The sequence below is a fragment of the Burkholderia sp. MSMB1589WGS genome, from assembly GCF_001636105.1.
GTDB classification, from domain to species: Bacteria; Pseudomonadota; Gammaproteobacteria; order Burkholderiales; family Burkholderiaceae; genus Burkholderia; species Burkholderia humptydooensis.
Genome location: NZ_LNJT01000006.1, coordinates 29,815 through 55,772, shown reverse-complemented (window position 1 = coordinate 55,772; position 25,958 = coordinate 29,815). Strand labels below are relative to the sequence as shown.

Annotated in this window: 28 protein-coding genes and 2 pseudogenes; 19 read left to right on the top strand and 11 right to left on the bottom strand. The window is 69.9% G+C overall.

Annotation, left to right across the window (positions count from 1 at the left end; translation table 11 throughout):
- Positions 1-15: 15 nt before the first annotated feature.
- Both WT16_RS02620 and WT16_RS02615 read right to left on the bottom strand, forming a co-directional pair.
- On the bottom strand, positions 16-684 hold the full coding sequence (locus tag WT16_RS02620; protein WP_063532647.1) for a DUF2239 family protein: 669 nt from the start codon (positions 682-684) through the stop codon (positions 16-18).
- Positions 685-851: 167 nt separating this feature from the next.
- Positions 852-1,751: a LysR family transcriptional regulator gene (locus tag WT16_RS02615; RefSeq protein WP_006026306.1), complete on the bottom strand. Its 900-nt coding sequence runs from the start codon at positions 1,749-1,751 to the stop codon at positions 852-854.
- A 262-nt stretch (positions 1,752-2,013) separates the two neighbouring features.
- On the opposite strand from WT16_RS02615, the gene WT16_RS02610 reads away from it, so the two are divergent.
- Positions 2,014-2,787 carry an SDR family oxidoreductase gene (locus tag WT16_RS02610; protein WP_063532646.1) on the top strand — a complete coding sequence of 258 codons (774 nt, stop codon included), beginning with the start codon at positions 2,014-2,016 and terminating at the stop codon, positions 2,785-2,787.
- Positions 2,788-2,936: 149 nt separating this feature from the next.
- Here the strand turns inward: WT16_RS02610 and WT16_RS02605 are convergent, their stop codons facing one another.
- Both WT16_RS02605 and WT16_RS02600 read right to left on the bottom strand, forming a co-directional pair.
- Positions 2,937-4,010 (bottom strand): DUF2242 domain-containing protein, encoded by a 1,074-nt coding sequence (locus tag WT16_RS02605; protein WP_063532645.1) that lies wholly within the window; start codon positions 4,008-4,010, stop codon positions 2,937-2,939.
- Between the two features lie 252 nt (positions 4,011-4,262).
- The gene (locus WT16_RS02600) at positions 4,263-5,147 is read right to left on the bottom strand and encodes a class I SAM-dependent methyltransferase (RefSeq protein ID WP_063532644.1); all 885 of its coding nucleotides are present in this window, start codon (positions 5,145-5,147) and stop codon (positions 4,263-4,265) included.
- A gap of 351 nt (positions 5,148-5,498) precedes the next feature.
- On the opposite strand from WT16_RS02600, the gene WT16_RS02595 reads away from it, so the two are divergent.
- Positions 5,499-5,639, top strand: coding sequence for a DUF2970 domain-containing protein (locus WT16_RS02595; RefSeq protein WP_231755882.1), 141 nt, complete (start codon positions 5,499-5,501; stop codon positions 5,637-5,639).
- Between the two features lie 211 nt (positions 5,640-5,850).
- Here WT16_RS02595 and WT16_RS02590 read toward each other — a convergent pair whose 3' ends face one another.
- The gene (locus tag WT16_RS02590) at positions 5,851-6,573 is read right to left on the bottom strand and encodes a methyltransferase domain-containing protein (RefSeq protein ID WP_063532643.1); all 723 of its coding nucleotides are present in this window, start codon (positions 6,571-6,573) and stop codon (positions 5,851-5,853) included.
- Between the two features lie 344 nt (positions 6,574-6,917).
- On the opposite strand from WT16_RS02590, the pseudogene WT16_RS29990 reads away from it, so the two are divergent.
- A pseudogene (locus WT16_RS29990) lies at positions 6,918-7,157 on the top strand (GSCFA domain-containing protein); the annotation flags it as partial.
- Between the two features lie 12 nt (positions 7,158-7,169).
- On the opposite strand, the gene WT16_RS02580 reads toward WT16_RS29990, so the two are convergent.
- The 3 genes from WT16_RS02580 to WT16_RS33410 all read right to left on the bottom strand — a co-directional run bounded on the left by WT16_RS02580 (position 7,170) and on the right by WT16_RS33410 (position 8,458).
- A complete protein-coding gene (locus WT16_RS02580) occupies positions 7,170-7,571 on the bottom strand; it encodes an Hsp20/alpha crystallin family protein (RefSeq protein ID WP_006026313.1) in 402 nt (133 codons plus the stop codon).
- A gap of 31 nt (positions 7,572-7,602) precedes the next feature.
- On the bottom strand, positions 7,603-8,040 hold the full coding sequence (locus WT16_RS02575; RefSeq protein ID WP_015602170.1) for an Hsp20/alpha crystallin family protein: 438 nt from the start codon (positions 8,038-8,040) through the stop codon (positions 7,603-7,605).
- Between the two features lie 154 nt (positions 8,041-8,194).
- On the bottom strand, positions 8,195-8,458 hold the full coding sequence (locus WT16_RS33410; RefSeq protein WP_063532641.1) for a hypothetical protein: 264 nt from the start codon (positions 8,456-8,458) through the stop codon (positions 8,195-8,197).
- Between the two features lie 210 nt (positions 8,459-8,668).
- Here WT16_RS33410 and WT16_RS02565 point away from each other — a divergent pair, with 210 nt between their 5' ends.
- Positions 8,669-10,534, top strand: coding sequence for a phosphoenolpyruvate carboxykinase (GTP) (locus WT16_RS02565; RefSeq protein WP_063532640.1), 1,866 nt, complete (start codon positions 8,669-8,671; stop codon positions 10,532-10,534).
- 247 nt (positions 10,535-10,781) lie between these two features.
- Positions 10,782-11,699, top strand: coding sequence for a 3-hydroxyacyl-CoA dehydrogenase NAD-binding domain-containing protein (locus tag WT16_RS02560; RefSeq protein WP_063533038.1), 918 nt, complete (start codon positions 10,782-10,784; stop codon positions 11,697-11,699).
- A 36-nt stretch (positions 11,700-11,735) separates the two neighbouring features.
- On the opposite strand, the gene WT16_RS02555 is transcribed toward WT16_RS02560, so the two are convergent.
- A complete protein-coding gene (locus tag WT16_RS02555) occupies positions 11,736-11,996 on the bottom strand; it encodes a DUF4148 domain-containing protein (RefSeq protein WP_063532639.1) in 261 nt (86 codons plus the stop codon).
- A 188-nt stretch (positions 11,997-12,184) separates the two neighbouring features.
- Positions 12,185-13,045 (bottom strand): LysR substrate-binding domain-containing protein, encoded by an 861-nt coding sequence (locus WT16_RS02550; protein ID WP_006026320.1) that lies wholly within the window; start codon positions 13,043-13,045, stop codon positions 12,185-12,187.
- A gap of 247 nt (positions 13,046-13,292) precedes the next feature.
- Between WT16_RS02550 and madL the strand changes: the two genes are divergently transcribed.
- From madL to WT16_RS02490, 13 genes and pseudogenes are all read left to right on the top strand, one after another.
- Positions 13,293-13,688 carry a malonate transporter subunit MadL gene (madL, locus tag WT16_RS02545; RefSeq protein ID WP_063532638.1) on the top strand — a complete coding sequence of 132 codons (396 nt, stop codon included), beginning with the start codon at positions 13,293-13,295 and terminating at the stop codon, positions 13,686-13,688.
- Between the two features lie 13 nt (positions 13,689-13,701).
- Positions 13,702-14,469 (top strand): malonate transporter subunit MadM, encoded by a 768-nt coding sequence (gene madM / locus WT16_RS02540; protein ID WP_063532637.1) that lies wholly within the window; start codon positions 13,702-13,704, stop codon positions 14,467-14,469.
- A 234-nt stretch (positions 14,470-14,703) separates the two neighbouring features.
- Positions 14,704-16,350, top strand: a complete 1,647-nt coding sequence (mdcA, locus tag WT16_RS02535; protein WP_063532636.1) for a malonate decarboxylase subunit alpha — start codon at positions 14,704-14,706, stop codon at positions 16,348-16,350.
- Between the two features lie 13 nt (positions 16,351-16,363).
- Positions 16,364-16,681, top strand: coding sequence for a malonate decarboxylase acyl carrier protein (gene mdcC, locus WT16_RS02530; RefSeq protein WP_063532635.1), 318 nt, complete (start codon positions 16,364-16,366; stop codon positions 16,679-16,681).
- Complete coding sequence (locus WT16_RS02525) at positions 16,678-17,625, top strand: biotin-independent malonate decarboxylase subunit beta (RefSeq protein WP_059929569.1); 948 nt, start codon at positions 16,678-16,680, stop codon at positions 17,623-17,625. Before mdcC ends, WT16_RS02525 begins: the two co-directional genes overlap by 4 nt.
- A complete protein-coding gene (mdcE, locus tag WT16_RS02520; protein WP_015600737.1) occupies positions 17,612-18,337 on the top strand; it encodes a biotin-independent malonate decarboxylase subunit gamma in 726 nt (241 codons plus the stop codon). Before WT16_RS02525 ends, mdcE begins: the two co-directional genes overlap by 14 nt.
- Positions 18,312-19,046 (top strand): malonate decarboxylase holo-[acyl-carrier-protein] synthase, encoded by a 735-nt coding sequence (gene mdcG / locus WT16_RS02515; RefSeq protein WP_063532634.1) that lies wholly within the window; start codon positions 18,312-18,314, stop codon positions 19,044-19,046. Before mdcE ends, mdcG begins: the two co-directional genes overlap by 26 nt.
- On the top strand, positions 19,043-20,152 hold the full coding sequence (mdcB, locus tag WT16_RS02510; RefSeq protein WP_231892025.1) for a triphosphoribosyl-dephospho-CoA synthase MdcB: 1,110 nt from the start codon (positions 19,043-19,045) through the stop codon (positions 20,150-20,152). The genes mdcG and mdcB overlap by 4 nt, the downstream gene beginning before the upstream one ends.
- Complete coding sequence (gene mdcH, locus WT16_RS02505) at positions 20,149-21,087, top strand: malonate decarboxylase subunit epsilon (protein ID WP_006026329.1); 939 nt, start codon at positions 20,149-20,151, stop codon at positions 21,085-21,087. The genes mdcB and mdcH overlap by 4 nt, the downstream gene beginning before the upstream one ends.
- 70 nt (positions 21,088-21,157) lie before the next feature.
- Positions 21,158-21,457 (top strand): annotated as a pseudogene (locus tag WT16_RS02500) (hypothetical protein).
- Entirely contained in the window at positions 21,414-21,701 is a 288-nt protein-coding gene (locus WT16_RS34740; RefSeq protein WP_080595027.1) for a hypothetical protein, read from the top strand. The pseudogene WT16_RS02500 and the gene WT16_RS34740 overlap by 44 nt, the downstream one beginning before the upstream one ends.
- Positions 21,702-21,712: 11 nt before the next feature.
- Positions 21,713-22,594 (top strand): alpha/beta fold hydrolase, encoded by an 882-nt coding sequence (locus WT16_RS02495; RefSeq protein WP_063533036.1) that lies wholly within the window; start codon positions 21,713-21,715, stop codon positions 22,592-22,594.
- Positions 22,595-22,799: 205 nt separating this feature from the next.
- Positions 22,800-23,429, top strand: a complete 630-nt coding sequence (locus WT16_RS02490; RefSeq protein WP_059929563.1) for a glutathione S-transferase — start codon at positions 22,800-22,802, stop codon at positions 23,427-23,429.
- Between the two features lie 160 nt (positions 23,430-23,589).
- On the opposite strand, the gene proP is transcribed toward WT16_RS02490, so the two are convergent.
- On the bottom strand, positions 23,590-25,074 hold the full coding sequence (gene proP / locus WT16_RS02485; protein ID WP_015602107.1) for a glycine betaine/L-proline transporter ProP: 1,485 nt from the start codon (positions 25,072-25,074) through the stop codon (positions 23,590-23,592).
- 522 nt (positions 25,075-25,596) lie between these two features.
- On the opposite strand from proP, the gene WT16_RS02480 reads away from it, so the two are divergent.
- Positions 25,597-25,929 carry a YnfA family protein gene (locus WT16_RS02480; RefSeq protein WP_063532633.1) on the top strand — a complete coding sequence of 111 codons (333 nt, stop codon included), beginning with the start codon at positions 25,597-25,599 and terminating at the stop codon, positions 25,927-25,929.
- Positions 25,930-25,958 lie beyond the last annotated feature (29 nt).

The following is a 25,958-nucleotide window of genomic DNA, read 5'->3' as shown; positions in this document are numbered from 1 at the left end:
GTGTGTCAGGGTGGGTCAGCGCGCGCCGGGCGATGGCGCGTCATCGCCCGGCGACGCGAGCGCGAGCGCGTGATCGCGCACGTCGGCGGGCCATCCGGCGATCAGCTCGCGCAGCCGCGCGCCGTCGTTCGCGAAGAGCGCGCGCGACGCTTCCTCGAAGCCGGGCATGTCGCCCGCGATCGCCGACATGAAGTGGTACGCGCGCTCCTGCGCGCGGCGGCTTCGGTCCTTGTGCGCGTGCGAGCGGCGTGCTTCGTCGACGAGGCGGCGCAGCGCGACCGATGCGCCGCCCCGCTGCGTCGCGAGCCATTCCCAGTGGCGCGGCAGCAGCGTGACTTCGCGCGCGACGACGCCGAGCTTCGGGCGGCCGCGGCCGCGCGGTCCGTTCGCGAGCGGGTCGACGCCGGCGGTGCTGGCGGCGTCGGATGCGGTTTCGTGGTTCGCATCAGCCGGCTCGCCGAGCGTCGCGGCTTGCGCGTAGCGGGCGGCGACTTCGTCGTCCGAGCCGCGCGTGTCGATGTCGATCGAGCGGCCGGTCGCGTTGTCGAAGATCAGGATCGCGCCGCCGATCGCGTCGCTGGCGACAGCCCGCTTGATCGCGAGCGCGACCGCCGGCAACGGGCCAGTCGCGAGGCGCCGGTAGCCGTCGAACGCGGTATGGGAGGGAAGAGGAGGGTTCGTCATCGCATCGGTCTCATTGATCGGAACAATGCGATATTTATATCCGGGCATAAATTGGATGTCAATAATATCCGGGTAATATTTGTTGTCCGGCCGCCGCGCCTGTCGGGCGGTGCGCCGTGCGGCGCGAGGTGCGAGGCGGCGCTCGATGCGGAGGCGCGTTTCGACGCCTACAGCACCTTCGTCCGTAGCAGCGCCTCCAGCCATTCGGCGAATACCTGGAAGCGTCGCGACAGATGCTGCCGGTGCGGATACAGCAGCGTCATCGGCATCGGCGCCGCGCGATGGTTCGGCAGCACTTCGACGAGCTCGCCCGCGCGCAGGTGCGCGGCGACGTCGTACGCGGGAATCTGGATGAGGCCGAGCCCCGACAGGCAGCACGCGATGTACGCCTCCGCGCTGTTGACGGTCACGCGCCCGCGCAGCGCGACGCGCCTCACCGCATCGCCTTCGGTCCATTCCCACGGCGCGATGCGCCCGTTCGACGGCGACGCGTAGTTGACGGGCTGATGGCGCTCGAGATCGGCGGGCGTGTGCGGCACGCCGTGGCGCGCGAGATAGGCGGGGCTCGCGACGTTGATGAGCGGCAGGTCGCCGATCGCGCGCGCGACGAGGCCCGAATCGCTCAGCGTGCCGACGCGCAGCACGCAGTCGACGCGTTCCTCGATCAGGTTCACCGCGCGATCGGTGACGCCGAGGTCGACGCTGATCTGCGGATATCGGTCGAGAAACCCGGGCAGCGCGGGCGCGACGATCAGGCGTCCGATGCGGCCCGGCATGTCGACGCGCAGCGTGCCGCTCGGCCCGACGATCGAATGGCGGAACAGGTTTTCGGTTTCCTCGACGTCCGCGATCAGGCGCAGGCAGCGCTCGTAGAGCGCGGCGCCGTCCTGGGTCGGCGTCACCTTGCGGGTGGTGCGGTGCAAGAGCCGCGCGCCGACGCGGCCTTCCAGTTCCTGGATCGCCGCTGATACCGACGAGCGCGGCATCCCGAGCGTATCGGCCGCGCGCGTGAAGTTCGCGCATTCGACGACGCGCGCGAACACGCGGAAGAGGTCAATGCGGTCCATCGGCGGCTCCGTGGCGACGCGGGAGGGACGGCATGTCCGCCGTACCGGATGCGGCGGGCGGCGCGGGCGCGAGTGCGGGCGCGAGTGCGGGGGCGAGCGGGGTCATCGTTGAGGGGTGGAACGTGGATTAACTGACAATTGGTCGAGTTTTCTGACGGGTGATGTCAGAAGTGATGGCTTTATAAGGATTTTTTGGACTATATCATCCGAAGGCATGCGAGGCCGTATCGGACGGCCCCGCGCGTCAAAACGGAGAGCAAACATGGCAGACCACGGCATCAAGGGCAAAACCGTCATCATCGCGGGCGGCGCAAAGAATCTCGGCGGGCTGATCGCGCGCGATCTCGCCGCGCAAGGCGCGAAGGCGGTCGCGATTCACTACAACAGCGCGGCATCCCAGGGCGCCGCGGACGAGACCGTGGCGGCGGTCAAGGCGGCCGGCGCGCAAGCGGTCGCGTTGCAGGCGGATCTGACGACGGCGGGCGCCGTCGAGAAGCTGTTCGCCGACGCGGTGGCTGCGGTCGGCCGTCCGGACATCGCGATCAACACCGTCGGCAAGGTGCTGAAGAAGCCGTTCGTCGAGATCACCGAGGCCGAATACGACGAAATGGCGGCCGTCAATTCGAAGACGGCGTTCTTCTTCCTGAAGGAAGCGGGCAAGCACGTGAACGACAACGGCAAGATCGTCACGCTCGTCACGTCGCTGCTCGGCGCATTCACGCCGTTCTACGCGGCCTACGCGGGGACGAAGGCGAGCGTCGAGCACTTCACGCGCGCGGCGGCGAAGGAGTACGGCGCGCGCGGCATCTCGGTGACGGCCGTGGGCCCCGGCCCGATGGATACGCCGTTCTTCTATCCGGCCGAAGGCGCGGACGCGGTCGCGTATCACAAGACGGCCGCGGCGCTGTCGGCATTCTCGAGGACGGGCCTGACCGACATCGAGGACGTCGTGCCGTTCATTCGCCACCTCGTCAGCGACGGCTGGTGGATCACCGGCCAGACGATCCTGATCAACGGCGGGTATACGACGAAGTAAGCGGAGTCGGCGGTGGCGGGGCGCGGCGAAGTCTTGCGGCGAGCAGCGGACCTTGCCCCACGCCCCACGCCCGTCGCGCGCTCCGCTGCGCCGATCGATGGCGATGGCGATGGCGCGCCCGAGGCAGTGCGGGCGCCGGGACGGCGGGCTCAGTTCGCGTTGATGTCGCGCGGGGCGGATTGCGTCGCGTCGGGCGACATCGGGGGCAGCGCGGCGGCCGATGCCGGTGCCGATGCTGGCGTCGATGTCGCAGCGGATGTCGAAGCGGACGTCGAAGAGGGCATCGTCGCCGTTGCCGTTGTCGAGATCGATTTCTCCCCCCGCTCCGGTTGATCTGCCGATGCGAGCGGCGCGGCCGCCGGCGCGATCGACGACGCCGGGCTCGCCGCTGGCGCCGGGGCGGGCGCGGAAGCCGGCGTCGGGGCGGAAGCCGGTGCGGGTGCCGGTGCGGGCGTAGGTGTCGGCGTCGACGCGGCCGTGGGCGCCGACGCAGCGGCCGGAGCCGAAGCGGGCGCTGGCGCGGCGTTCCTCTCGGGCGCGGACGGATGCACGGGCTCCGCAGGCGGCGTCGGCGCGACAGGCGTCTTCAGTTTCATCGGCGCGCCTTCGGCAGTCTCCGCCGGTTCGGGCAGCGGCGCGACGCGTTCCTTCTCGGCCGCCTTGACGGCCGCCTTGTCGCGCCGCGCCGGGTCGATCTTCAGGAAATGGTCGACGAGATTGAAGAAGCGCTCGTAGAACACGCCGGCGGGAATGGTTTCGCTCGCGATCTTGACCATCGCGTCGTCGCTCGAGCCGATCGGCAGCGACAGCGAGCCGAACACGCTCAGGCCGACGCTCGCCGACGTGTTGCTCTTCTTCAGCGAGTAGCGGTCCTGCACGGCGTTCACATACGCGATGCTCGACGCGCCGTCGACGTCCGCGTCCGCGCAGACGACGTGAAATTCGATGACGACGTGCGAATCGTTGCTCGGCTGGAAGTTCTTGCTGCCTTCGACCGCATCCGCGCGCGTCGCACTCGCCATGTAGCCCTGGCTCAGCAGCGCGCGGCGCGCGGCTTCGCACGTCGCAGCCGATTTTTCGTGGAACGTGCGCGCGTACGGGCTCGCGGTCGCGTCGAACTGTTCCTGCTGGTAAAGAGGCTTGGGCGCCGACGAGCAGGCGGACAGCACGGTCGCGATCGCCACGGCGGACGCAACGAGAAACGGTCGGAATCGGTTGTGCATGGCGTAATTCGAAGTGGCCGGCCACGTGCAGCGCAATCCGGCCCTGGCAGATGCGCGGGCTCGGCGCTGCCGATCGGCGCGGTGGCGCGGGCGAACCGGCGCGGGGTGATCGGTGCGGCCTGCCGCATGCGGCGTCGGCCGACGCGATGTGGCATGGCAAGCCCGTTATTATAGATTTTCCTGGTGCGCGGCAGCATGAATGCGCCCCGCAAGCTTGATTCGGCGAAATATCGCGAGCGTCCAGGAGGCGGCTCAGCGCTTCAACGTCAGCGAACGATAGAGATCGCGGATGCCGTGAAGCGCCTGAAAGCCCTTGCCGGCATCCGGCTTGTACGCTTCGAAAATCGTATTGCAATTGCCGACGATGCCGTGTTCCGGTTCGTAGAGATTCCACGCTCGCGCGACATAGCCGATTTGCTCGAGCTTGTGCAGCATGTCGACGCCGAAGATGGTCCAGACCAGAATGCCCTCGCCGGGACGAACCGGGTCGCCGTGGAACTGCTTTTCGGCCAGATATTCGATCTCGCCGTCGACGAGCCGGGCGCGCACGTCGTCTTCGTATCTCGACGGATTGAAGGGAACGGTGAAGATGTGGCGGCCGCCTGGCTTCAGCACGCGGAAGATGTCGCGGTGCGCGTCGTAGGGCGCGGGCATATGCTCGAGCACGTCGCTCGACAGGACGACGTCCACCGACGCGTCACGAAAGGAGAGCTTCTGGAGGTCTTCGTGCCGGACGCCCTTGACGATCTCGCCGCTGCGATAGCGATCCCCGAAATACTCGGAGCAGACGTACCCCGGCAATTTCGACAGCCGCTTGTGCAACGGGCCGTTCGATTCCGCGTTGTACACGCAAAATCCGCGCGGGAATTCGATGGGACCGATCGGCCCGACATGAAAGCGCCGCCGGAGCATCAGCGCCATCTGCCGTTGACGGCTCGACGAGCCGCAATGCGAGCACGTCCCCGACTCGCGCAGGTTTTCCGTGAATTTCGTGAAGCTGGCCTCGGAGCCGCAGACGGGACAGATGCCGCGCAGTCCCTCCTTCGGCGGCATGTTTTGCTGATCGATGTATTCCTGAACGGGATAAAGCTGACGGGATTCCGTCTGGTTCGACATCCGATAGAAACCATCGATCATCGATGCTCCCCCTCGCGGCTCATGGCCGCTGGATTTTCGATATCCGGAGCGAACGCAACATGCGAGCTTCCGGAATTTCAGAATATTACAACTTGAATTGTCTGATGGACAGCGGATGTCGAAGGCGTTTTGTCATGCTCGAGCCCGGCGAGCGCGAAGCCGCGAACCCGCGAACCCGCGAACCCGTCTGCTGCGCGAGAACAACCCGGAACTGCTGCTTTCATCGCTCGTCGCGCGACGCCAACGTGGTGCGCACGAGATGCGGTCCGATCCTTCCGCGGGCCGCGATGGCGGAGAATGGCGATGGGGCTGACGAGAATGATGCGCATGGTGTTGTGAAGTCTCTTCGGCGTGAGCAAGGGGGCCGAGCATCAGGCCGATCTCGCGTCGGTGAAGCTGCCGTGGGTGCCGGTGATGGCGATCCTGCTCGCCGCGTGCTTCGGCGGGTTCCTGTTCGCGATCGCGAAGATCTCGGCCACCGTGACGCGCTGAGCGGCCCGCGGCCTGTCGGCGCCGCTTGCGCACGGACGGCTGCGCGACGAGCTCGCCGACGGTGCGGATCGCGTCGTTCGCGCGGGCGCTCGCCTGCGCGCCGTGCACGACGTAGTAGCCCGAGCGTTCGCGCGCGCGAAGCTTGGCCGCACATTGTCCAATGCGAGGTGGCAAAAGAAAAGTCGCGGCGGTGCGCGCGCAAGCGGCGCGGTTACAACCCGTGCTTCATCGCGACGCGCAGACGGCGCTCCTCGCACCCGTGGAGCTTCTTGACGAAATCGCGCCGCGAGTAAGTGCCGCCGTCGAGCGCGGCGAGATCGATTTCGAGGAAGAACGCCTCGGGCTCGCGAAACAGGATCTCGCGATACGCGATATCGACGAACGCGCGATTGGATTCTCCGGCCGCGGCGGCGGCCAGCTTCGTCCAGTCCGTCTGCTTGATCGCGCGCACCGCGAAGCGCCAATGGTCGACGAGCTCGAAGCTCGCGATCTCGAAGCCGGCCGCGATCAGTTGGGTCTTCAGCGTCGCTTCGGTAAACGCCGTGCAATGGAATTCGCCGGCATGAGTCTGATTGCCGAACAGTCCGGCGGCGTAGTTCGCCTGGTCGGCGTAATTCGGATGCTGCTCCATCAGCCGGGCGATACCGAGGAGGCTGGATGTGCGCAGCTCGAGCGTGCCGCCCGGCGACAGCAGGTCCGCCCATTCGAGCACCACGTTCGCCGTATCTCCGCGCGGGATGTGCTCGAGCACGTCTTTCGCGAGCGCCGCGGCGAAATGCCGCCGCGGCAGTCCGCCGTAGTCATTGTCGGAAATCAGGATGTCGGGCTGGCAGGCGGGGTCCGTATCGACATTCAGAAAGTCCGGCCGCTTGTCATGCCCGCAACCAATATTGATTTTGTTGAGCGACGCAATATCCCGATTGCGGATGTCCATTTTTCTCCCGGGTAGGACCGAAATTGGTTGCGGCATTCTACGCTGAAGCAGCGGAAATTTTGCATTCTTGCGAAATGCATTCGCATGGTTGCATCGGCAAGCCGGATTGACGTCGCGCATGGAAACCGACGGGCCGGCACGAGCATATTCGTCTGGTTTTTATCGGGATGGTTGCTGCCGGCATTGCATGCCTGCCCAAAAAACATCGAATTCACCAGCGAATTGACGGATGGGAATGATTCGAAATCCGAATCGGTATATTTTTAATTGGATCTCGGCTGCACGATCGCGCAAAGCATCTGCCGCCTCACCAGTTCTGGCGCAAGGCGGTCGCCAATGTCGATATGCACGCGTTCGATCCGGTCGTCGAGCCGAAATTCAGGATCAGCGCGCAGCAGAGGGTGAGCACCGCGGGCAGTTGCTTCGCGCAGCGCATCTCGCGGCGGCTGTCCGGCATCGGCTTCAATGACTTCGTGCCGGAAGCCGGCGCGCATCTGCCGGCCGACGAGCGCAAGCGATTCGGCTACGGCATGTTTTCCGCGCGCTTCGGCAATCTGTATACGGTGCGCCCGATGCGGCAGCCGCTTCACGTCGCATCACATCACTTCGATGCGCCGCGGGCGCGCTTCGTCGCGCCGCGGAATCGTCAGCTTCAGTACGCCATCCTGAAGATTCGCCTCGATCTTCGACGTGTCGAAGTCCGGGCTCAACTGGAACGTGCGCGTGAAATGCGGTTCGCGCACCTCGACGTGCTGCGCGCGCAGGCCCGCCGGCATCGGCAGCGCCGCGTGCGCGTCGATCGACAGATGGCCGTCGTGGACCTTCACTTCGAGGCGCTCCTTCGGCACGCCGGGAAGATCGGCCCATAGCGTCACGCCGTGCTTGTCTTCGTACACGTCGACGGCCGGCGTGACCGTGAGCGCGCGCGGCGCATCGCTCGCGTCGCGGCGGGCCGGCGCGGCGGATTGACGTGGTGCGGCTGGATGGCTGGTGTTCACGATCGACTCCTTGATTCGGGACTGACGGGGCTCATTGCACGGTGATCGCACGCGGCTTCGACGCTTCGCGCTTGCCGACGCTGATCAGCAGGCAGCCGTTCTCGTAGCGCGCGCGGATCTTGTCGGGATCGGCGTTCTGCGGCAGTTCGACGACGCGCCGGAATGCGCCGCTGTAGCGCTCCTGCGCATAGGCGCGCACGTCCCCTTCCGCGCGTTGCGCGGCCTTGCGCTCGCCGCTGATCGCGAGCAGCCCCTTGTCGATCGACACGTCGAAATCGGCCGCGCGCATGCCGGGCGCGAACACGACGATCTCGATCGAATCCTCGGTCGTGCCGATGTTCAGTGGCGGGAATCCGCCGAGACGGCTCGCTCGAATGCTGGAAGGGAAGCCGCCGAGCAGGTTCGTCATCTGCCGATGCAGACGATCGAATTCGCTGAAGAGATCGGCGCCGAAATAGAGATCGCTCATGGTCGTGTCCTCCTGGAACGAGGCCCTGCGAACGCATCGGCGGTATGCGCATACGTACCGGTTCGTTTGCCGGACCGCGACAAATCGGTCGAAGCGAGCAGCGCGCGGGGGCGGCTGCGTCGGCGTCTCGAAGATAGGCGCGGCGAAGGCGATTTCAAGAGGCGTTCGACAATCGGGCGTCGGACAGCGCGCGCAGCAGGCGCTCGCCGACCGCGCGCGGCCGTCGGTGAAAACCCGCGTCGGCGCCTATCGTCCGCATGCTGGATTGCTCCAATTGCGTTCGGCGGACGGCCCGGCGTGTGTTCGTCGCGACGCAGCCGCGCCGCGCGTGCGCGGGCCGCGCCTTGTTGCGGCGCAACGCCGCCGGGCGCGCCGCGATGGTATGCTGGCTTTCACCTTGATCGTATGGCAGGTGCATGAGCAAGCTCGGCGATTCAGTCGTTCCCAACCCTAAAAAAACGAACGCTCCGCCATTGTCGGAGTCGGAACGTGGAATGCGACGATCACGATGCGCGACACGCGCATGCGTCGCCCCCAGCCATCGCATAGCGCCGCTGCGCGCGTCGCCGCGCGCGCCGTCGCGCCGCGCACGCACGGAATTCTGGTTCTACAACACGGAGACACTCTCATGACCCGAAGCAACGTGGTCGCGGCGACGCGCACCGTTCCGATCGACGTTCCCGAATACGTGAAGCACCGCGGCCTGATCGACTGGGTCGCGCGTATCGCGGAGCTGACCGAGCCGGATCGCGTCGTCTGGTGCGACGGTTCGCAAGAGGAGTACGACCGCCTCTGCGACGAGATGGTCGAACGGCGCACGATGGTGCGCCTCAATCCGGCGAAGCGGCCGAACTCGTTTCTCGCGCTGTCCGATCCGTCGGACGTCGCGCGCGTGGAAGACCGCACGTTCATCTGCAGCGAGCATCGCGACGACGCGGGCCCGACCAATCACTGGATCGCGCCCGCCGAAATGCGCGCGACGCTGAACGGCCTCTTTCGCGGCGCGATGCGCGGCCGCACGCTGTACGTCGTGCCGTTCTCGATGGGGCCGCTCGGCTCGCCGATCGCGCACATCGGCGTCGAGCTGTCGGATAGCCCGTACGTCGTCGCCAACATGCGGATCATGACGCGCATGGGGCGCGCCGTGCTCGACGCGCTCGGCGAGCACGGCGAGTACGTGCCGTGCGTGCACAGCGTCGGGCGGCCGCTCGCGGCGGGCGAGCAGGACGTTCCGTGGCCGTGCAATCCGACCAAGTACATCGTGCATTTCCCCGAGTCGCGCGAGATCTGGAGCTTCGGCTCGGGCTACGGCGGCAACGCGCTCCTCGGCAAGAAGTGCTTCGCGCTGCGGATCGCGTCGACGATGGGGCGCGACGAGGGCTGGCTCGCCGAGCACATGCTGATTCTCGGCGTGACGTCGCCGCAAGGCCGCAAGTACCACATCGCCGCGGCATTCCCGTCCGCGTGCGGCAAGACCAACTTCGCGATGCTGATTCCGCCGAAGGGCTTCGAAGGCTGGCGCGTGACGACGATCGGCGACGACATCGCGTGGCTCAAGCCCGGCAAGGATGGGCGCCTGTACGCGATCAACCCGGAGGCGGGCTACTTCGGCGTTGCGCCGGGCACGGGCGAGAAGACGAATCCGAACGCGCTCGCGACGCTGAAGGAGAACGTGATCTTCACGAACGTCGCGCTGACGGAAGACGGCGACGTCTGGTGGGAAGGGCTCACCGATACGCCGCCCGCGCGGCTCACCGACTGGCAGGGCAATGCATGGACGCCCGAGATCGGCCGCGAGACGGGCCGCAAGGCCGCGCATCCGAACTCGCGCTTCACGGCGCCCGCGTCGCAGTGCCCGTCGATCGACGACGACTGGGAGGACCCGGCCGGCGTGCCGATCGACGCGTTCATCTTCGGCGGCCGCCGCTCGACGACGGTGCCGCTCGTCACCGAGGCGCGCGACTGGCGCGAAGGCGTGTACATGGCGGCGACGATGGGCTCGGAGACGACGGCGGCGGCGGCGGGGCAGCAGGGCGTCGTGCGGCGCGATCCGTTCGCGATGCTGCCGTTCTGCGGCTACAACATGAGCGACTACTTCGCGCACTGGCTCGCGCTCGGCGAGAAGCTCGCGGCATCGGGCGCGACGCTGCCGAAGATCTACTGCGTGAACTGGTTCCGCAAGGACGCGGACGGCCGCTTCGCGTGGCCGGGTTTCGGCGAGAACATGCGCGTGCTGAAGTGGATGCTCGACCGGATCGACGGCCGCGGCGAGGGCGTCGAGCATGCGTTCGGCGTGACGCCGCGCTACGAGGATCTGCATTGGACGGGGCTCGCGTTCTCGTCCGCGCAGTACGCGCAGGTCACGTCGATGAATCCTGACGAATGGCGCGCCGAGCTCGCGCTGCACGCGGAGCTGTTCGACAAGCTGGGCGCGCGGCTGCCGGGCGCGCTCGCCGAAACGAAGGCGAAGATCGAAGCAAGGCTCGGCGGCTGAGCGACGACGCGCGCGCGTCGATCGAGTGCTGATCGGGCGCACCGCCGAACCGCGCGAATCGAAACAACCGCATGACGCTTCGGCGCTCATGCGGTTTTTTTGCGCCCGACGAATGTGCTGGAGCGGCCGAATGCGCGCGAGCGGCCTCGCGCATTCGGCGGCATCCGAGCCGGCGCGGCGCGTCGCGCAGCCGGCGTCGTTCGATGCGACAATCGTCCGCACATTCGCCCATCCAGGAGACCCGCCCATGAAGATTCAACGGATCGCCGTCGTCGGCGCCGGCGTGATCGGCGCGAGCTGGACCGCGTTCTATCTGTCGAAGGGCTTCGACGTCGCCGTGACTGATCCGGCGCCCGACGCGCGCGAGCGGCTCGACGCCGCGCTCGCGAATTTTCTCGGCGAGCGCGCCGGAACGCTCGCGCCGCGCGTCGCGTTCGAGCCGACGCTCGACGCGGCGCTCGACGGCGCCGATTTCGTGCAGGAGAACGGCCCCGAGCGCCTCGACTTCAAGCGCGACCTGTATCGCCGGATCGACGCGCGGCTGCCCGCGCACGTGCTCGTCGCATCGAGCTCGTCCGGGCTCAGGATGTCGGACATCCAGAGCGCATGCGGCGCGCATCCCGAGCGTTGCCTGATCGCGCATCCGTTCAATCCGCCGCATCTGATTCCGCTCGTCGAGCTGGTCGGCGGCGCGGCGACGTCCGCCGGCGCGATCGCGCAGGCGAAGCGCTTCTACGACGGTCTCGGCAAGGTGACGATCGTGCTCAACAAGGAGATGGCGGGCCACGTCGCGAACCGGCTCGCGGCCGCGCTCTTTCGCGAGGTGTATCACCTGGTCGGCGAAGGCGTCGTGAGCGTCGAGGACGCGGACAAGGCGGTGTCGTGGGGGCCGGGCCTGCGCTGGGGGCTGATGGGGCAGAGCCTCATCTACCATCTCGGCGGCGGCGAGGGCGGCATCGCGCATTTTCTCGAGCACCTGTCGGGCCCGATGGCGAGCTGGTGGAGCGATCTCGGCGCGCCGTCGTTCTCGCCCGACGTCGATCGCCAGTTGATCGACGCGCTGCGCGAGATCCAGGGCGCGCATTCGATGCGCGCACTCGGCGCGGAGCGCGACCGTCTGCTCGTCGAGCTGATCGACGCGCGGCGCAGCAGCTTCCTGCCGTAAGCGTCGCCCGCCGGCAGCCGCGCGCCGCCGGCGCGGCTACTGTTGCTGCTCGCGAGCCCACGCGGGATGGGTCGCCGCGAGGCGCGCGCGGTTCGCATCGATCGTCGCCTGGCTCGGCGGATAGTCGCCGTCCGACGTCGGGATCACGCCGTCGCGGTACGCCTGGATCAGCTCGGCGCGCACCTGCGCGCGGGTCTTGCCTTGCGGCGCGTCGGGCGTCGACGCGAGCGCCGCCGTGGCGGTCAGCGCGGATGCCGCGACGGCTGCTGCCGCGGCGAGAAAGCGAAGCGTATTCATCGAAAGCTCCAGAAAGGTGACGGGATCGGCACGCGAAGCGCGGCGACTTCGCGTGCCGGTGAGTCGCATTCTGGACAGGCGCGCCTGAGCGGACGATGACCGCTTCATGGCGATTTGGTCAGGCTTGACCGGCCGGCGGGCGTGACGTGGCCTTCGCGGCTTGCTCGCGGCCTTTCTTTCGCGTTCCGTCAGAACTCGTGCGCTGCGGCGACGAGCGTCGCTTCGAGCGCGAGCGCCGGACGCGACGCGTTCGCGGGCCGGTCGATCACGTATTCGAGATCGCCGAGCGGCGGCAGATCGGCTTCGAGCTTCGCGAGCCCGTGCGGGATCACGTAGCCGGCGAACGCGCTGATGCCGAGCCCCGCGCTCGCCGCCGCGCGCAGTACCGCGATGCTGGTGCTCGCGACCGCGATCCGGTAGGGCCGGCCGATCGCGTCGAGCGTCTCGAGCACGCGCTTGCGCGACACGCTCGGCTGTGGATGCAGCGCGAGCGGCAGCACGGGCTCGCGCCCCGTGAGCGGCGAATCGGGGCCCGTGCACCAGTAGAGCGGCTCGGTGCGGATCACGCGGCCGCGCCGGCTGCCCGCGATCCGCTTCGCGAACACGAGATCGTGCCGGCTGGCGTCGAGCGCGTCGAACAGGTCGCCGGACAGGCCGGTCGCGATCTCGAGCTCGACTTCCGGGTTGCGCTGCAGGAAGCTCGCGAGCGCGGCCGTCAGGTGCGTGAGCGCGAAATCCTCCGACAGGCCGAGCCGCACCTTGCCCGACAGCGGCGGCCCGCAGACCGACGCGACCGCCTCGTCCATCAGATCGAGGATGCGCACCGCGTAGCGAAAGAGGGCCTCGCCGTTGGGCGCGAGGCGCACGTTGCGGGTGTCTCGCTCGAACAGCGGCCGGTCGAGCAGCTCTTCGAGGCGGCGGATGTGCTGGCTGACCGTCGATTGCGACAGGTTCACGCGCTCGGACGCGGCGGTGAAGCTGCCCGTCTGCGCGACGGCGACGAAACTGCGCAGCAGTTCAGGCGGTAACGGACGCATTGCTAAACCCACTGAATCGAATTCGACAACTTCATAAATGGCCGCGGGCGGCGGGACTACGATGTGCGTGGCGCGCGCCGGCGACGCCCCCGCCGCCGCCAGTCTACGGCAAGCCGGCGCGGCGGGCCGTCGGGTTTTCACGCTATTGCCGATGTATTGCCGTTACCGCCCGAGAACGCGCTTCGCACGACGAGCCGCCGGGCCGCGGCGCTCGCGCCGCGACGATCCGTCATCAGGAATCAGGACTCAGGAGACAAGCATGCTCATCTACGGAACCGCGCTGCTCGCGTTCTGCCATCTGGCCGGACTTTTCCTCGGCGATCTGCTGGGCGCCGCGATCGGCGCGAAGACCAACGTCGGCGGCGTCGGCATCGCGATGCTGCTGCTCATCGGCCTGCGGCTCGCGCTGCATCGCCGCGGCTGGTTGCCGAAGGAGACCGAGTCCGGCATCGCGTTCTGGGGCGCGATGTACATTCCGGTCGTCGTCGCGATGGCGGCCAATCAGAACGTGGTCGCCGCGCTGAAGGGCGGGCCCGTCGCGCTCCTGTCGGCGCTGGGCGCGGTCGCCGTGTGCGCGGTCTGCATCGCGGTGCTCGCGCGCGTCGGCCGCGACGCCACGGCGCTCGCGGCGCTGCCGCAGCCGGAAGAGAACTGAGCGGGAGGCGGCCATGATCGACATGCTCGGAAAGGTCGTCGCGCACAACGGACTCGTCGCGTCGTTCGCGCTCGTCGGCTGCATCATGTTCGCGTCGGCGGCGCTGTCGAGGAAGCTCACGCTCGGCCGCGTGCACGGCTCGGCGATCGCGATCGTGATCGGCCTCGCGCTCGCGTACGTCGGCGGCGCGTGCACGGGCGGCGAGAAAGGCATCGCCGACGTGCCGCTCTTCGCGGGCGTCGGCCTGATGGGCGGTGCGATGCTGCGCGACTTCGCGATCGTCGCGACCGCGTTCGAGGTGCAGCCCGCGGAGGCGCGCAAGGCGGGGCTCATCGGCGTCGTGTCGCTGCTGCTCGGCACGGTGCTGCCGTTCGTCGTCGGCGCGCGCGTCGCGCGCGCGTTCGGCTATTCGGACGCGGTCAGCATGACGACGATCGGCGCGGGCGCCGTCACGTACATCGTCGGGCCCGTGACGGGCGCGGCGATCGGCGCGAGCTCCGACGTGATCGCGCTCAGCATCGCGACGGGCCTCGTGAAGGCGATCATCGTGATGGTCGGCACGCCGTTCGCGGCGAACTTCATGGGGCTGCGCACGCCGCGCGCGGCGATGATCTTCGGCGGGCTCGCGGGCACCGTGAGCGGCGTGAGCGCCGGGCTCGCCGCGACCGACCGGCGGCTCGTGCCGTACGGCGCGCTGATCGCGACGTTCCATACGGGCGTCGGGTGCCTGCTCGGGCCGTCGCTGCTGTTTTTCGCGACGAAGGCGGCGATCGGGGCGTGATGTCTCGGCCGCGAAGTCGACTGCGAAGTCGACTGTGAAGTCGCCCGTGAAGTCGCCCGTGAAATCGCCCGTGAAATCGCGCGCGGCGAGGTCGGTCATCGGCGTGCGCGCCGCGGCCCCGCCGATCCATCACGCACGCCACTGAGTCGCATCGCCCAACTTCATCAATCGCCGCGGCGGCGCGGCTTACAATGCCGCGAAACCTACCGGACGGATTTCGCAGGAGACGACTCTATGACGGGATGGAACGACGCCCGCGACGCGCGAGCGGCGCGCCTCGCCGCCGCCGCGCCGCTCGCGCAGCGCAAGCGGGTGGCCGCGCGCGACGCGACCGCGCTGCTCGAAGCGGTGCTGCGGCCGGGCGAGCGCGTCTGCATCGAAGGCGACAACCAGAAGCAGGCGGACCTGCTCGCCGCGGCGCTCGCCGCCGTCGACGGCGCGAAGGTGCACGGCCTGCACATGGTGCAATCGGGCGTCGTGCTGCCCGAGCATCTCGACGTGTTCGAGCGCGGGATCGCGAAGCGGCTCGATTATGCGTACTCGGGCCCGCAATCGCAACGGATCGCGAAGCTCCTGTTCGGCGGCAAGATCGAGCTCGGCGCGGTGCATACGTATCTCGAGCTCTTCGCGCGCTACTTCATCGATCTGACGCCGCACGTCGCGCTCGTCGCCGCGGTGAGCGCCGACGCCGACGGCAACCTGTACACCGGCCCGAACACCGAGGACACGCCGACCGTCGTCGAGGCGACCGCGTTCAAGGACGGCATCGTGATCGCGCAGGTCGAGAAGATCGTCGATCGCGTGCCGCGCGTGGACATTCCGGGCGACCGCGTGCACTTCGTCGTCGAGGCGGGACGGCCGTTCTACGTCGAGCCGCTCTTCACGCGCGATCCGGCCGGCATCACCGAGACGCAGATCCTCACCGCGATGCTCGCGATCAAGGGCATCTACGCGCGCTACGGCGTGAAGCGGCTCAATCACGGGATCGGCTTCAACACGGCGGCGATCGAGCTGCTGCTGCCGACCTACGGCGAGCGGCTCGGCCTGAAAGGGCAGGTCTGCACGCACTGGGCGCTGAACCCGCATCCGACGCTCATCCCCGCGATCGAATCCGGTTGGGTCGAGCAGATCCATTGCTTCGGCTCCGAAGTCGGCATGGACGATTACATCCGCGCGCGCTCGGACGTCTTCTTCACGGGCAGCGACGGGTCGCTGCGCTCGAACCGCGCGTTCTGCCAGACGGCGGGCCTCTACGCGTGCGACATGTTCATCGGCTCGACGCTGCAGATCGATCTCGCGGGCCACTCGTCGACGGTGACGGCCGAGCGGATCGCGGGCTTCGGCGGCGCGCCGAACATGGGCAGCGACGCGCGCGGCCGGCGCCATCCGAGCGAGCCGTGGATCAAGGCGGGCGAGGATGCCGATCCGGCGACGCCCGCGGCGCTGCGGCGCGGGCGCAAGCTCGTCGTGCAGATCGGCGAGACGTTCGGCGAGAAGAACGCGCCGATGTTCGTCGAGAAGCTCGACGCGCTGCGCCTCGCCGACAAGCTCGCGCTCGATCTCGCGCCCGTGATGGTGTACGGCGACGACGTCACGCATATCGTCACCGAGGAAGGGATCGCGAACCTGCTGCTCTGCCGCGACGCGGACGAGCGCGAGCATGCGATTCGCGGCGTGGCCGGCTACACGGAGATCGGCCGCGGCCGCGACCGCCGGCTCGTCGAGCGGCTGCGCGAGCGCGGCGCGATCCGGCGCCCGGAGGATCTCGGCATCGATCCGCTCGACGCCGACCGGCGGCTCCTCGCCGCGCGGTCGATCAAGGATCTCGTGCATTGGTCGGGGGGCCTCTACGCGCCGCCCGCCCGATTCCGCAATTGGTGAGGAGCGTTTCGCAATGGAACAGTTGAACTATCGCCACACCGCGCGCGAGCGCGCGAAGGGCGACGCCGCGTGGGCGCTCGTCGGCGTCGTCGCGTCGGGCAATCTCGAAGTGCTCGTCGAGCGCGTGCTGCCCGGCAACGCATGCGAAGTCGACATCCGCACGGCCGCCGTCGGCTTCGGCGACGTGTGGCAGGCGGTCGTCGCCGATTTCGTCGAGCGCCGCTCGCCGGGCGGGCTGCGGCTGTCCGTCAACGACGGCGGCGCGCGGCCCGACATGGTGTCGCTGCGGCTCGCGCAGGCGGTGCGCGCGATCGAGGCAGACGCGCGATGAACGCGGCCGCCACGACCCTGCATCCGAAGGTCGCGCCGGCGGGCGCGAGCTGGTTCGAGGCGTCGGCGCGGCAGCGGCTCGCGGGGCTCGTCGACGCCGGTTCGTTCGACGAGTTCGCCGGCCCGCAAGCGCGGCTCGTGAGCCCGCATCTGCCGCTCTTCGATTTGCCGCAGCAGTTCGACGACGGGATGATCGTCGGCCGCGCGACGCTCGCCGGCGCGCCCGTCTTCGTCGCCGCGCAGGAAGGGCGCTTCATGGGCGGCGCGTTCGGCGAGGTGCACGGCGCGAAGCTCGTGGGCCTGCTGCGCGCGGCGCGCGAGCTGCGCGCCGCGCCCGTGCTGATCCTGTTCGACACGGGCGGCGTGCGGCTGCAGGAGGCGAACGCGGGCGAGATCGCGGTGTCCGAGATCGTGCACGCGGTGATCGATGCGCGCGCGGCGGGCGTGCCCGTCGTCGGGCTCGTCGGCGGGCGCGCCGGCTGCTACGGCGGCGGCGGGATCATCGCCGCGTGCTGCTCGGCGCTCGCGGTGTCGGAGGCCGGGCGCATCGGCGTGTCCGGGCCGGAGGTGATCGAGAGCCGGCGCGGCGTCGACGAGTTCGATTCGCGCGATCGCGGGCTCGTCTGGCGCACGATGGGCGGCAAGCATCGGCGGCTCGTCGGCGGCGCGGAGCGCTTCGTCGACGATACGATCGACGCGTTTCGCGATGCGGCGATCGCGCTGCTCGCGCGCGTGCGCGCGGGCGAGGGGTTCGGCACGGCGACGCTCGAAGCGGAGCATGCGCGGCTCGCCGGGCGCCTTGCGCGTTTCGGCGACTGCGACGACGCGCTCGACGTGTGGCGCGCGCTCGGCGCGCCCGACGCGAACGCGATTCCCGCGCTCGACGCCGCCGCGTTCGCGGCGCTGGCGGACCGGCTGACGGAGGTGCGCAATGACGCTCGATGACGTGCTGGCTTCGCTGTTTCCGTCGGGGCACGACATCGCGGCCGATGCCGGCGGCCTGCTCGCCGGGCGCGGCGCGCTCGCGGGGCGCGCGGTCGACGTGATCGGCGTCGCGCATGGCGCGGCGCTCGGCGTGGACGGCGCGCTTGCGCTCGCCGGGCGCGTGCTCGCGACGATCCGGCGCGGCGGCGATACGCCGATTCTCGTGCTCGTCGACGGCGACAGCCAGCGGATGAGCAAGCGAGACGAACTGCTCGGCCTGAACGAGTGCCTCGCGCATCTCGCGAAGTGCCTGCTGCACGCGGACGCGCTCGGTCATCCGACGATCGGCGTGCTGTACGGGCATGCGGCGGCGGGCGCGTTCATCGCGACGGCGCTCGCGACCCGCACGCTCGTCGCGCTGCCCGGCGCGGAGCCGGAGGTGATGGATCTGCAGGCGATGTCGCGCGTGACGAAGCTGTCCGTCGACGTGCTGCGCGAGAAGGCGCGGTCGACCGCGGTGTTCGCGCCGGGGCTCGAGAACTTCGCGAAGACGGGCGCGGTCGATGCGGTGCTCGATCCGGCGCGCTCGCTCGCCGAACAACTGGCCGCGATCGTCGCGCGGCCGACCGACCGCACCGACCGGCGCGACCGGCTCGGCGCCGAGCGCGGCGGCCGGCCCGTCGCGGCCGACGTCGCGCAACGCGTGTATGAACTCGCGCGCGCCGGCCGCTGACGCGCCGCTCGTGCGGCACGCGCTCGTGCGCGTGCGCGCGGATGCGTGGCCCGGGCTGCTCGCCGCGCACGAGGATGCCGACGCGCAGCCGTTCGTGCGCGACTGGGCGGTGCGCGGCTGGCCGCTCGTCGTGCGGCGGCGCTCGCCGTGCGAAGCGGGTGTGCCGCTCGGCTTGCCGCTGCCGCCGTCGGCGGGGAAGCGGCGCATCGCGCTCGCGGCCGCGCGCGAGCAGATCGGCGAGGTGTGCGCGCTGCCGACGCTCGCCGACGTCGATCGGGACGCGCCGCCCGCATGGCGGCCGACGCTTGCGCGGCTGCGCGCGCTCGCCGACGCGCATCGCGTCGATTGTCGCGTGTTCGGCAGCCTGGCGTGGCAGACGCTGACGGGGCTGCGCTATCTGGGCGACGGATCGGATCTCGACGTTTTGCTGATGCCCTCGAGGCCGGCTTCGTCTTCGTCTTCGTGTTCGTCGCCGTCGTCGCCTTTGTCTTCGACGCTGTCGCGGCGCGGCGCGATCGCGTCGTTCCTCGCGGCGCTCGCCGAGATCGACGCACATGCGCCGATGCGCATCGACGGCGAGCTGCTTTGCGCGGACGGCACGGGCGTGAACTGGCGCGAGCTGCACGCAGGCGAGCGCGAGGTCGCGATGAAGACGGCGACGGGCGTCGAGCTGGCCGCGCCGCAGACGTTTCTGGAGGCGTGGCGATGAAGCGGGCCGCATGCGCGGCGGCGAAGGCGGCCCGGCGCGATGCGATGCGTCGGGATTCGGCGCGCGCGCTTGACGGCGCGAGCGTGGAGGGTACGCTGCTGGGCGCGTCGAATGCGTCGAGCGCCGTTGCTGTATCGAACGTGTACGTTTCCCGGCACTTTCCGGCCATGCAGGACGCTTCAGGCGGATCTGATGCGTGGACTGGCTCAGGACGTCGCGGCTATCCGGCGCTCGGTCCGCATCGGCCGGCAACGCCGGCGCCGACAGCAACTTCAATCGCCGCCGAAGCGACGCGCTGCCTGCGCCTCGAGATCGACACGTGGCCGAAGCCCGGTCTCGTGAGCCACGTCGACGCGGGCAGCCACGACGACATGACGGCCGACACCTTCTACCGCAGCGCGGCGGCGCTCGCGCCGTTCTTCGCCGAGCTTGCCGACGCCGGCGCGCACGACGCCGACATGCCGACGCTGCGCAAGATCGGCCTGCGCGCGGAGCGCGCGATGCTGGCGGCAACCGGCGGCGTGAACACGCATCGCGGCGCGATATTCGGGCTTGGCCTGCTGTGCGCGGGCGCGGGCCTGCGCGCATCGCCGGAACGCGAGCGATACGCACCAGCACCACACGCCGGCGCGACACTCGGCGCGCTCGTCGCCGCGCGCTGGGGCGGCGAGATCGTCGGCGGTCCGCGCCTCGCCGACAGTCACGGCGAACGCGCCGGCCACCGCTACGGCGCGGGCGGCGCGCGCGCGGAAGCGGCGGCAGGCTTCGCGCGCGTCTACGCGGTCGGCGTGCCGGCGCTGCGCGACGGCGCGCAGCTCGCGCCCGACGATGCCGAGGCGGCGCGCGTGCACGCGTGCTTTGCGCTGATCGCCGCGCTCGACGACACGAATCTGCTGCATCGGGGCGGTCGCGACGGCCTCGACTTCGCGCAACGAACCGCGCGCGAATTTCTCGCAACGGGCGGCGTGGGCGCGCTCGACTGGCGCGCGCGCGCGGCCGCCGCGCATCGCGCGTTCGTCGCGCGCCGGCTGAGCCCGGGCGGCGCGGCGGACCTGCTCGCGATGAGCCTGTTCGTCGCCGCACTGGACGCAGAGGGCTTGCAATGACGATTGCGATTCTTTGTTCGGGGCAGGGCGGCCAGCGCGCCGGCATGTTCGAGCTGACGGCCGACGTGCCGGAAGCCGAGCCGCTTTTCGCGCATGCGGCGACGCTGCTCGGCGCCGACCCGCGCGCCTGGGCGCGCGACGCTGGCGACGACGCGCTGCGCGAGAACTTCGCCGCGCAGCTCGTCTGCACGCTGCAGGCGGTGGCCGCGATGGCGCGGCTCGACGCGCTGCTGCCGCGCCGGCGCTGCGTCGCGGGCTACAGCGTCGGCGAGGTCGCCGCGTGGAGCGTCGCGGGGCTCGTCGACGCGCGCGACGCGCTCGATCTCGTCGCGGCGCGCGCACGCGCGATGGACGCGGCGAGCGACGGCGACGCGCGGATGCTGTTCGTGCGCGGGCTCGCGCGCGACGTCGTCGACGCATCGTGCGCCGCGCACGGCGCCGCGGTCGCGATCGTCAACCCGGGCGACGCGTACGTGCTCGCCGGCCCGCACGCGGCGCTCGACGCGCTCGCGGCGGCCGCGCGCGCGCGCGGCGCAGTGCGCGTCGCGCCCGTCTGCGTGCGTGTCGCGTCGCATACGCGCTGGCTCGATGCCGCCGTGCCCCGGTTTCGCGCGACGCTTGCCGGCGCGCGCATCGCGCGCGCGCCGACGCCCGGCACGCGGCTCGTGTCCGGCATCGACGGCGCGCCGGTGCTCGACGTCGCGGCGGGCGTCGACAAGCTCGCGCGCCAGATCGCCGAGCCGCTCGACTGGGCCGCGTGCGTCGCGGGCTGCGTCGAGGCGGGCGCGCGCGCGTTCGTCGAACTCGGTCCGGGCCGCGCGCTCGCGGAGATGGCGGCCGCCGCGTATCCCGCGCTGCCGGCGCGCAGCCTGGCCGATTTCCGCTCGTGGGACGGCGTGCGCGCGTGGCTTTCCCGTGTCGATCTCGACGCATAGCGCGCGTCGCGCGCCGCTTCTCGGCAAAACGGTTTGCAACGAAACGGGAGGTGGCTACAATTGCCGCCCCATGACCTACCGCGTTCGTCTCGCTCCCGTTTTCTCATCTTTCTGCGCATTGCTATGCGCAGCTTCGGCGTTTGGCCGACGCCGGCTCGACCGAGGTCGAAGTCGATCTGATCCGCCGCGCACGCGCGCGCGTGCTGGTCGTGGGCGGCGCGTCGATGCGGTCGTGCTCGGCAGCGCGAGCTTCGCGCAGACCCGCGACGAGCGCGCGGCGGGCAACTTCAACGTGTTCTATCGCGCGCCGCAGCTCGCGCGGTCGTATGCGACGGAATTCTGGCGGCTCTACGGCCTGGCGCGCCGATAACGGGCGACGGTCACGGCGCGCGGGCGCAGATTGCTGGCTGCGCGCTGGCCGTGGGCGGCGTGAGCGCGGGACGTGTCGCGCCGTCGCGTGCGTCGCGATGCCCGCGTTGGGCAGCGTCGCCGACTTCGCCGCGCCGGTCGGACCGGCGCGGCCGCCGCAACCGGTTCCGGTTCGCCGCCGCGCCGTCGAATCGGAGGGCGGCTGGCGGCCGATCGCGTTCGCTTGCACAATAGCCGCTCGATAGCGAGGATGTCGATGCACGAACGACCGCCGATCACGGCCGAGACGACACGGTTTGCCGCACTGGACGGCCGGCTGCTGACGGGGACTTTCTATGCGCCTGGCGCGCCGTCGGCGAGCAACGGCCGCAGCGTGCTGATGAACGGCGCGCTCGGCGTTCCGCGCGGCTTCTACGAGCGCTACGCGCGCTTCCTGGCGAGCGACGGCTTCACCGTGCTGACCTACGACTATCGCGGCGTCGGCGATTCGCGCAAGCCGCCCGCCGAGGCCGACGCCGCGTCGCTGCGCGACTGGGGCGAGGCCGATCTGCCGGCTGCGCTCGATCACCTGGCCGCACGCGCGCCGTCGCATCGGCTGCTCGCGGTCGCGCACAGCGTCGGCGGCCAGATGTTCGGCCTCGCCTATAACAACGGCCGCGCGGCGGCGCTGCTGTCGATCTGCTGTCCGAGCGGCTATTGGTGGCTCTGGCCGTGGCCGCGCCGGCTGATGCTCGCGCCGCTGTGGTTCGGCATCGTGCCGGTGCTGGGCGGCGTGCTGTCGCATCTGCCGGCGCGGCGCGCCGGCCTCGCGCGCGGCGCCGATCTGCCATCCGGCGTGATGCGCGAGTGGGCGCGCTGGTGCCGCCACCCGGACTATCTGGTCGACGGCGCAGGCCGCCCGCTGCGCGAGCACTTTCGCGGCTTCCGCGGCCGGATTCTCGCGTACACGGTCAGCGACGACTGGATGGCGCCGCCCGCCGCGGTGCAGGCGCTGCATCGCTTCTATTCGAGCGCGCAGGTCGAGCATCGCGAGATCTCGCCGGATCGCCGACAGCACGCGATCGGCCACTTCGGCTATTTCCGCGACGACAATCGCGCGCTGTGGCCGCTCGGCGCGGCGTGGCTGCGCGAGCAGTGACGGGCTCGCGCGGCCGCACGCATCGAGCCGAGCCCGGCACGGCCCGGTCCGGTCCGGTCTGGCCAAACCGGATCATGTCGTATCGCGTCACGTGGCCTCGGCGGGCGGCCGGCGCAAGCCCGTCATGAACGTGAACAGGCGCTAGGCGAAGCGCGCGCGACGCGCTAAAGTCGTCGGTTCCCCCACGTCACGCGGAGCGTTACCGATGAAGCTGATTGGCATGTTGGATTCCCCGTTCGTCCGCCGCGTCGCGATTTCGGCGAAGCTGCTTGGTCTGCCGTTCGAGCATCACTCGATATCGGTGTTTCGCCAGTTCGACGCGTTCAAGTCGCTCAATCCGGTCGTGAAGGCGCCGACGCTCTTTACCGACGACGGCACGATGCTCGTCGATTCGTCGCTGATCGTCGATTACCTCGACCGGCTCGTCGCGCCGCAGCGGCGGCTGATGCCCGACGATCCGCCGGCCCGCGTGCGCGTGCTGGAACTGACGGGCCTCGCGCTCGCGGCGGCCGAAAAGACGGTGCAGGTCGTCTACGAGCATGGCCTGCGGCCGGGCGAAAAACAGCATCAGCCTTGGCTCGACCGCGTGCTCGGCCAGCTCGACGCCGCGTACGGCGCGCTCGATGCGCGCATCGAGCGCGCGGGCGGTTGGCTCGTCGGCGAACGGATCACGCAGGCGGACGTGACGGTCGCGGTCGCGTGGCGCTTCACGCAGTTCATGAAGGGCGACTACCCGGATCTCGCGCGCATCGATCCGGCGCGCTATCCGGCGCTCGCCGCGCTGTCCGCGCGTGCGGAGGCGCTGCCGGAGTTCGAGAGCACGCCGCTCGATTGAGCGGGGCGGTTCGGGCGTGCGGCGTGCTTCCCCGCCTGCTGCACGCCACGCGCAAAAACGCGGAGGCGGCCCCGCCACGCCCATTGGGTATCGCGGGAGCCGCCTCCGCGGTCCGTCATCGAACGACGCGCCTGCACGGCCGCGTCGCGGCGCTCGAATCTCACGCGCGCAGCGCCGCCGCGCTCGCATAGCCGCCGTCGTCGCGCTCGGCCGCCTCGCGGCGCTTGATCTCGCGCGCGAGCGCGTGCGCCTCGCGGTGCGACGCGACGGCGGGCGGCGAGCCCTTGAGCGGCTGGCGCGCGCTCTCCGGCAGCGCGAGCACCGAGATCGCGCCGATCACGGCCGCGCCCATCAGATAGTACGCGGGCATCATCAGGTTGCCCGTCGCGTCGACGAGCCACGCGGCGGCGAGCGGCGTCGTGCCGCCGAACAGCGACACCGACACGTTGAAGCCGATCGCGAGCGCGCCGTAGCGGATCTCGGTCGGGAAGAGCGCGGGCAGCGCCGACGGCATCACGCCCGTGAAGCACGACAGCAGCGCGCCGAGGATCAGCAGGCCGCCGAACACGAGCGACGTCTCGCCCGTGCGGATCAGGAGCAGCGCGGGAATCGCGAGCGCGAAGAGCCCGATGCAGCCGGCGAGCATCACCGGCTTGCGGCCGACGGCGTCCGACAGGCGGCCCGTGGCGAGCGTCATCGGCATCATCAGCACCATCACGATCAGGATCAGCACGAGGCCGTGCGCCTCGTCGAAATGCAGCGTCGACGACAGATAGCTCGGCAGGTACGACAGCGCCATGTAATCGGTGACGTTGAAGATCAGCACGAGGCCGACGCACAGCAGCAGCGCGCGCCAGTGCAGCGCGAGCTGCCGGCGGAAACGCGCTTTCGGCACCGCCTTGTCCTGCGCTTCGCGTGCCTCGGCCTGCCGCTTGAACGCGGGCGTCTCCTCGAGCCTCATCCGGATGTACAGGCCGATCAGGCCGAGCGGGCCGGCGATCAGGAACGGCACGCGCCAGCCCCACGACAGCAGCGCGTCGTGCGACAGCGAGGCCGTCAACAGCGCGACGACGCCCGCGCCCATCACGTAGCCGATCAGCGTGCCGAACTCGAGGAAGCTGCCCATGAAGCCGCGGCGCTTGTCGGTCGAGAACTCGGCGATGAAGGTCGCCGCGCCGCCGTATTCGCCGCCCGTCGAGAAGCCTTGCACGAGGCGCGCGACGAGGAGCAGCGCGGGCGCGAGGAGGCCGATCGAGTCGTAGCTCGGAATGAGGCCGATCGCGAAGGTGCCGACCGCCATCATGATCATCGTCATCGCGAGCACGCGCTGGCGGCCGATGCGGTCGCCGAGCGGCCCGAATACCATCCCGCCGAGCGGGCGCACGAGGAACGCGGCGGCGAACGTGCCGAACGTCGCGAGCAACTGCGCGGACGGGCTGCTCGACGGGAAGAACACCTGGCCGAGCGTGACGGCGATGTAGCTGTAGACGCCGAAATCGAACCATTCCATCGCGTTGCCGAGCGCCATCGCGCCGACGGCGCGCTTCAGGAGGCCCTGGTCGACGACGGTGATTTCGTGCGGAGCGGCGGATGCGCCTTCGGCGGACGCAATGGACGAAGTAGAGGGAGCGGGTGTTGCAGTCAAGGTCGAAAACTCCTGTGACGGCGGCCGAATCGCGCGACGGGGCGCACGGTTCGCCGGGGAGTGCGGCTCGCGATCGGACAAGGGTCGCGAGCGTGACCGGGCGCATGAAGCGCTTAATCCATAACGGGAGCCGATCGGCGCGGACCCGGTGGTTGTCGCGCACGTGCACTCGTGAGAAAAGACCGCCGCTTGGGGACGGTCGGCGAACCGGCGCATCGCGTGGCGCGCGCGGCCGGTTGAATGCCCTTCAAGGGCGTCGAAACGAAAAAAGCTGCCCGAAGGCGTGCTTTCTTGTGAGCGAAATTCCGGTCAACCCGTTGCGGCGTAAAGCCGGACGGCCTGATGACCGAAATAAATGGCAGACGTAGACTGTTGAAAGAAGCGACATGATAGCACGATAGCGGAGGATCGCGCAAATTGCCGATCGGGTGCCGATTTCGCGGGCGCTGCGGGGGGTATGATCGCGCCCGTTGCCGCGGCGTCGCGCGGCGTTTTCGACGCGCGTCTCGCGCGCTCTCCGGCATGCTCTCACTCGCGAAGATCGCCGCGCTGTTCGTCTTGACCGCCGTCGCCGAGATCGTCGGCTGCTATCTGCCGTGGCTCGTGCTGAAGGCCGGCAAGCCGGCGTGGCTGCTCGCGCCCGCGGCGATGTCGCTCGCGCTCTTCGCGTGGCTCCTGACGCTGCATCCCGCCGCCGCCGCGCGCACCTACGCGGCGTACGGCGGCGTCTACATCGCCGTCGCGCTCGCGTGGCTGAGGATCGTCGACGGCGTGCCGCTGTCGCGCTGGGATGCGGCGGGCGCGGCGCTCGCGCTCGCCGGGATGTCGGTGATCGCGCTCCAGCCGCGCGGGTGAGACCGGTTCGGCGCGGCGATGCGCGCCGT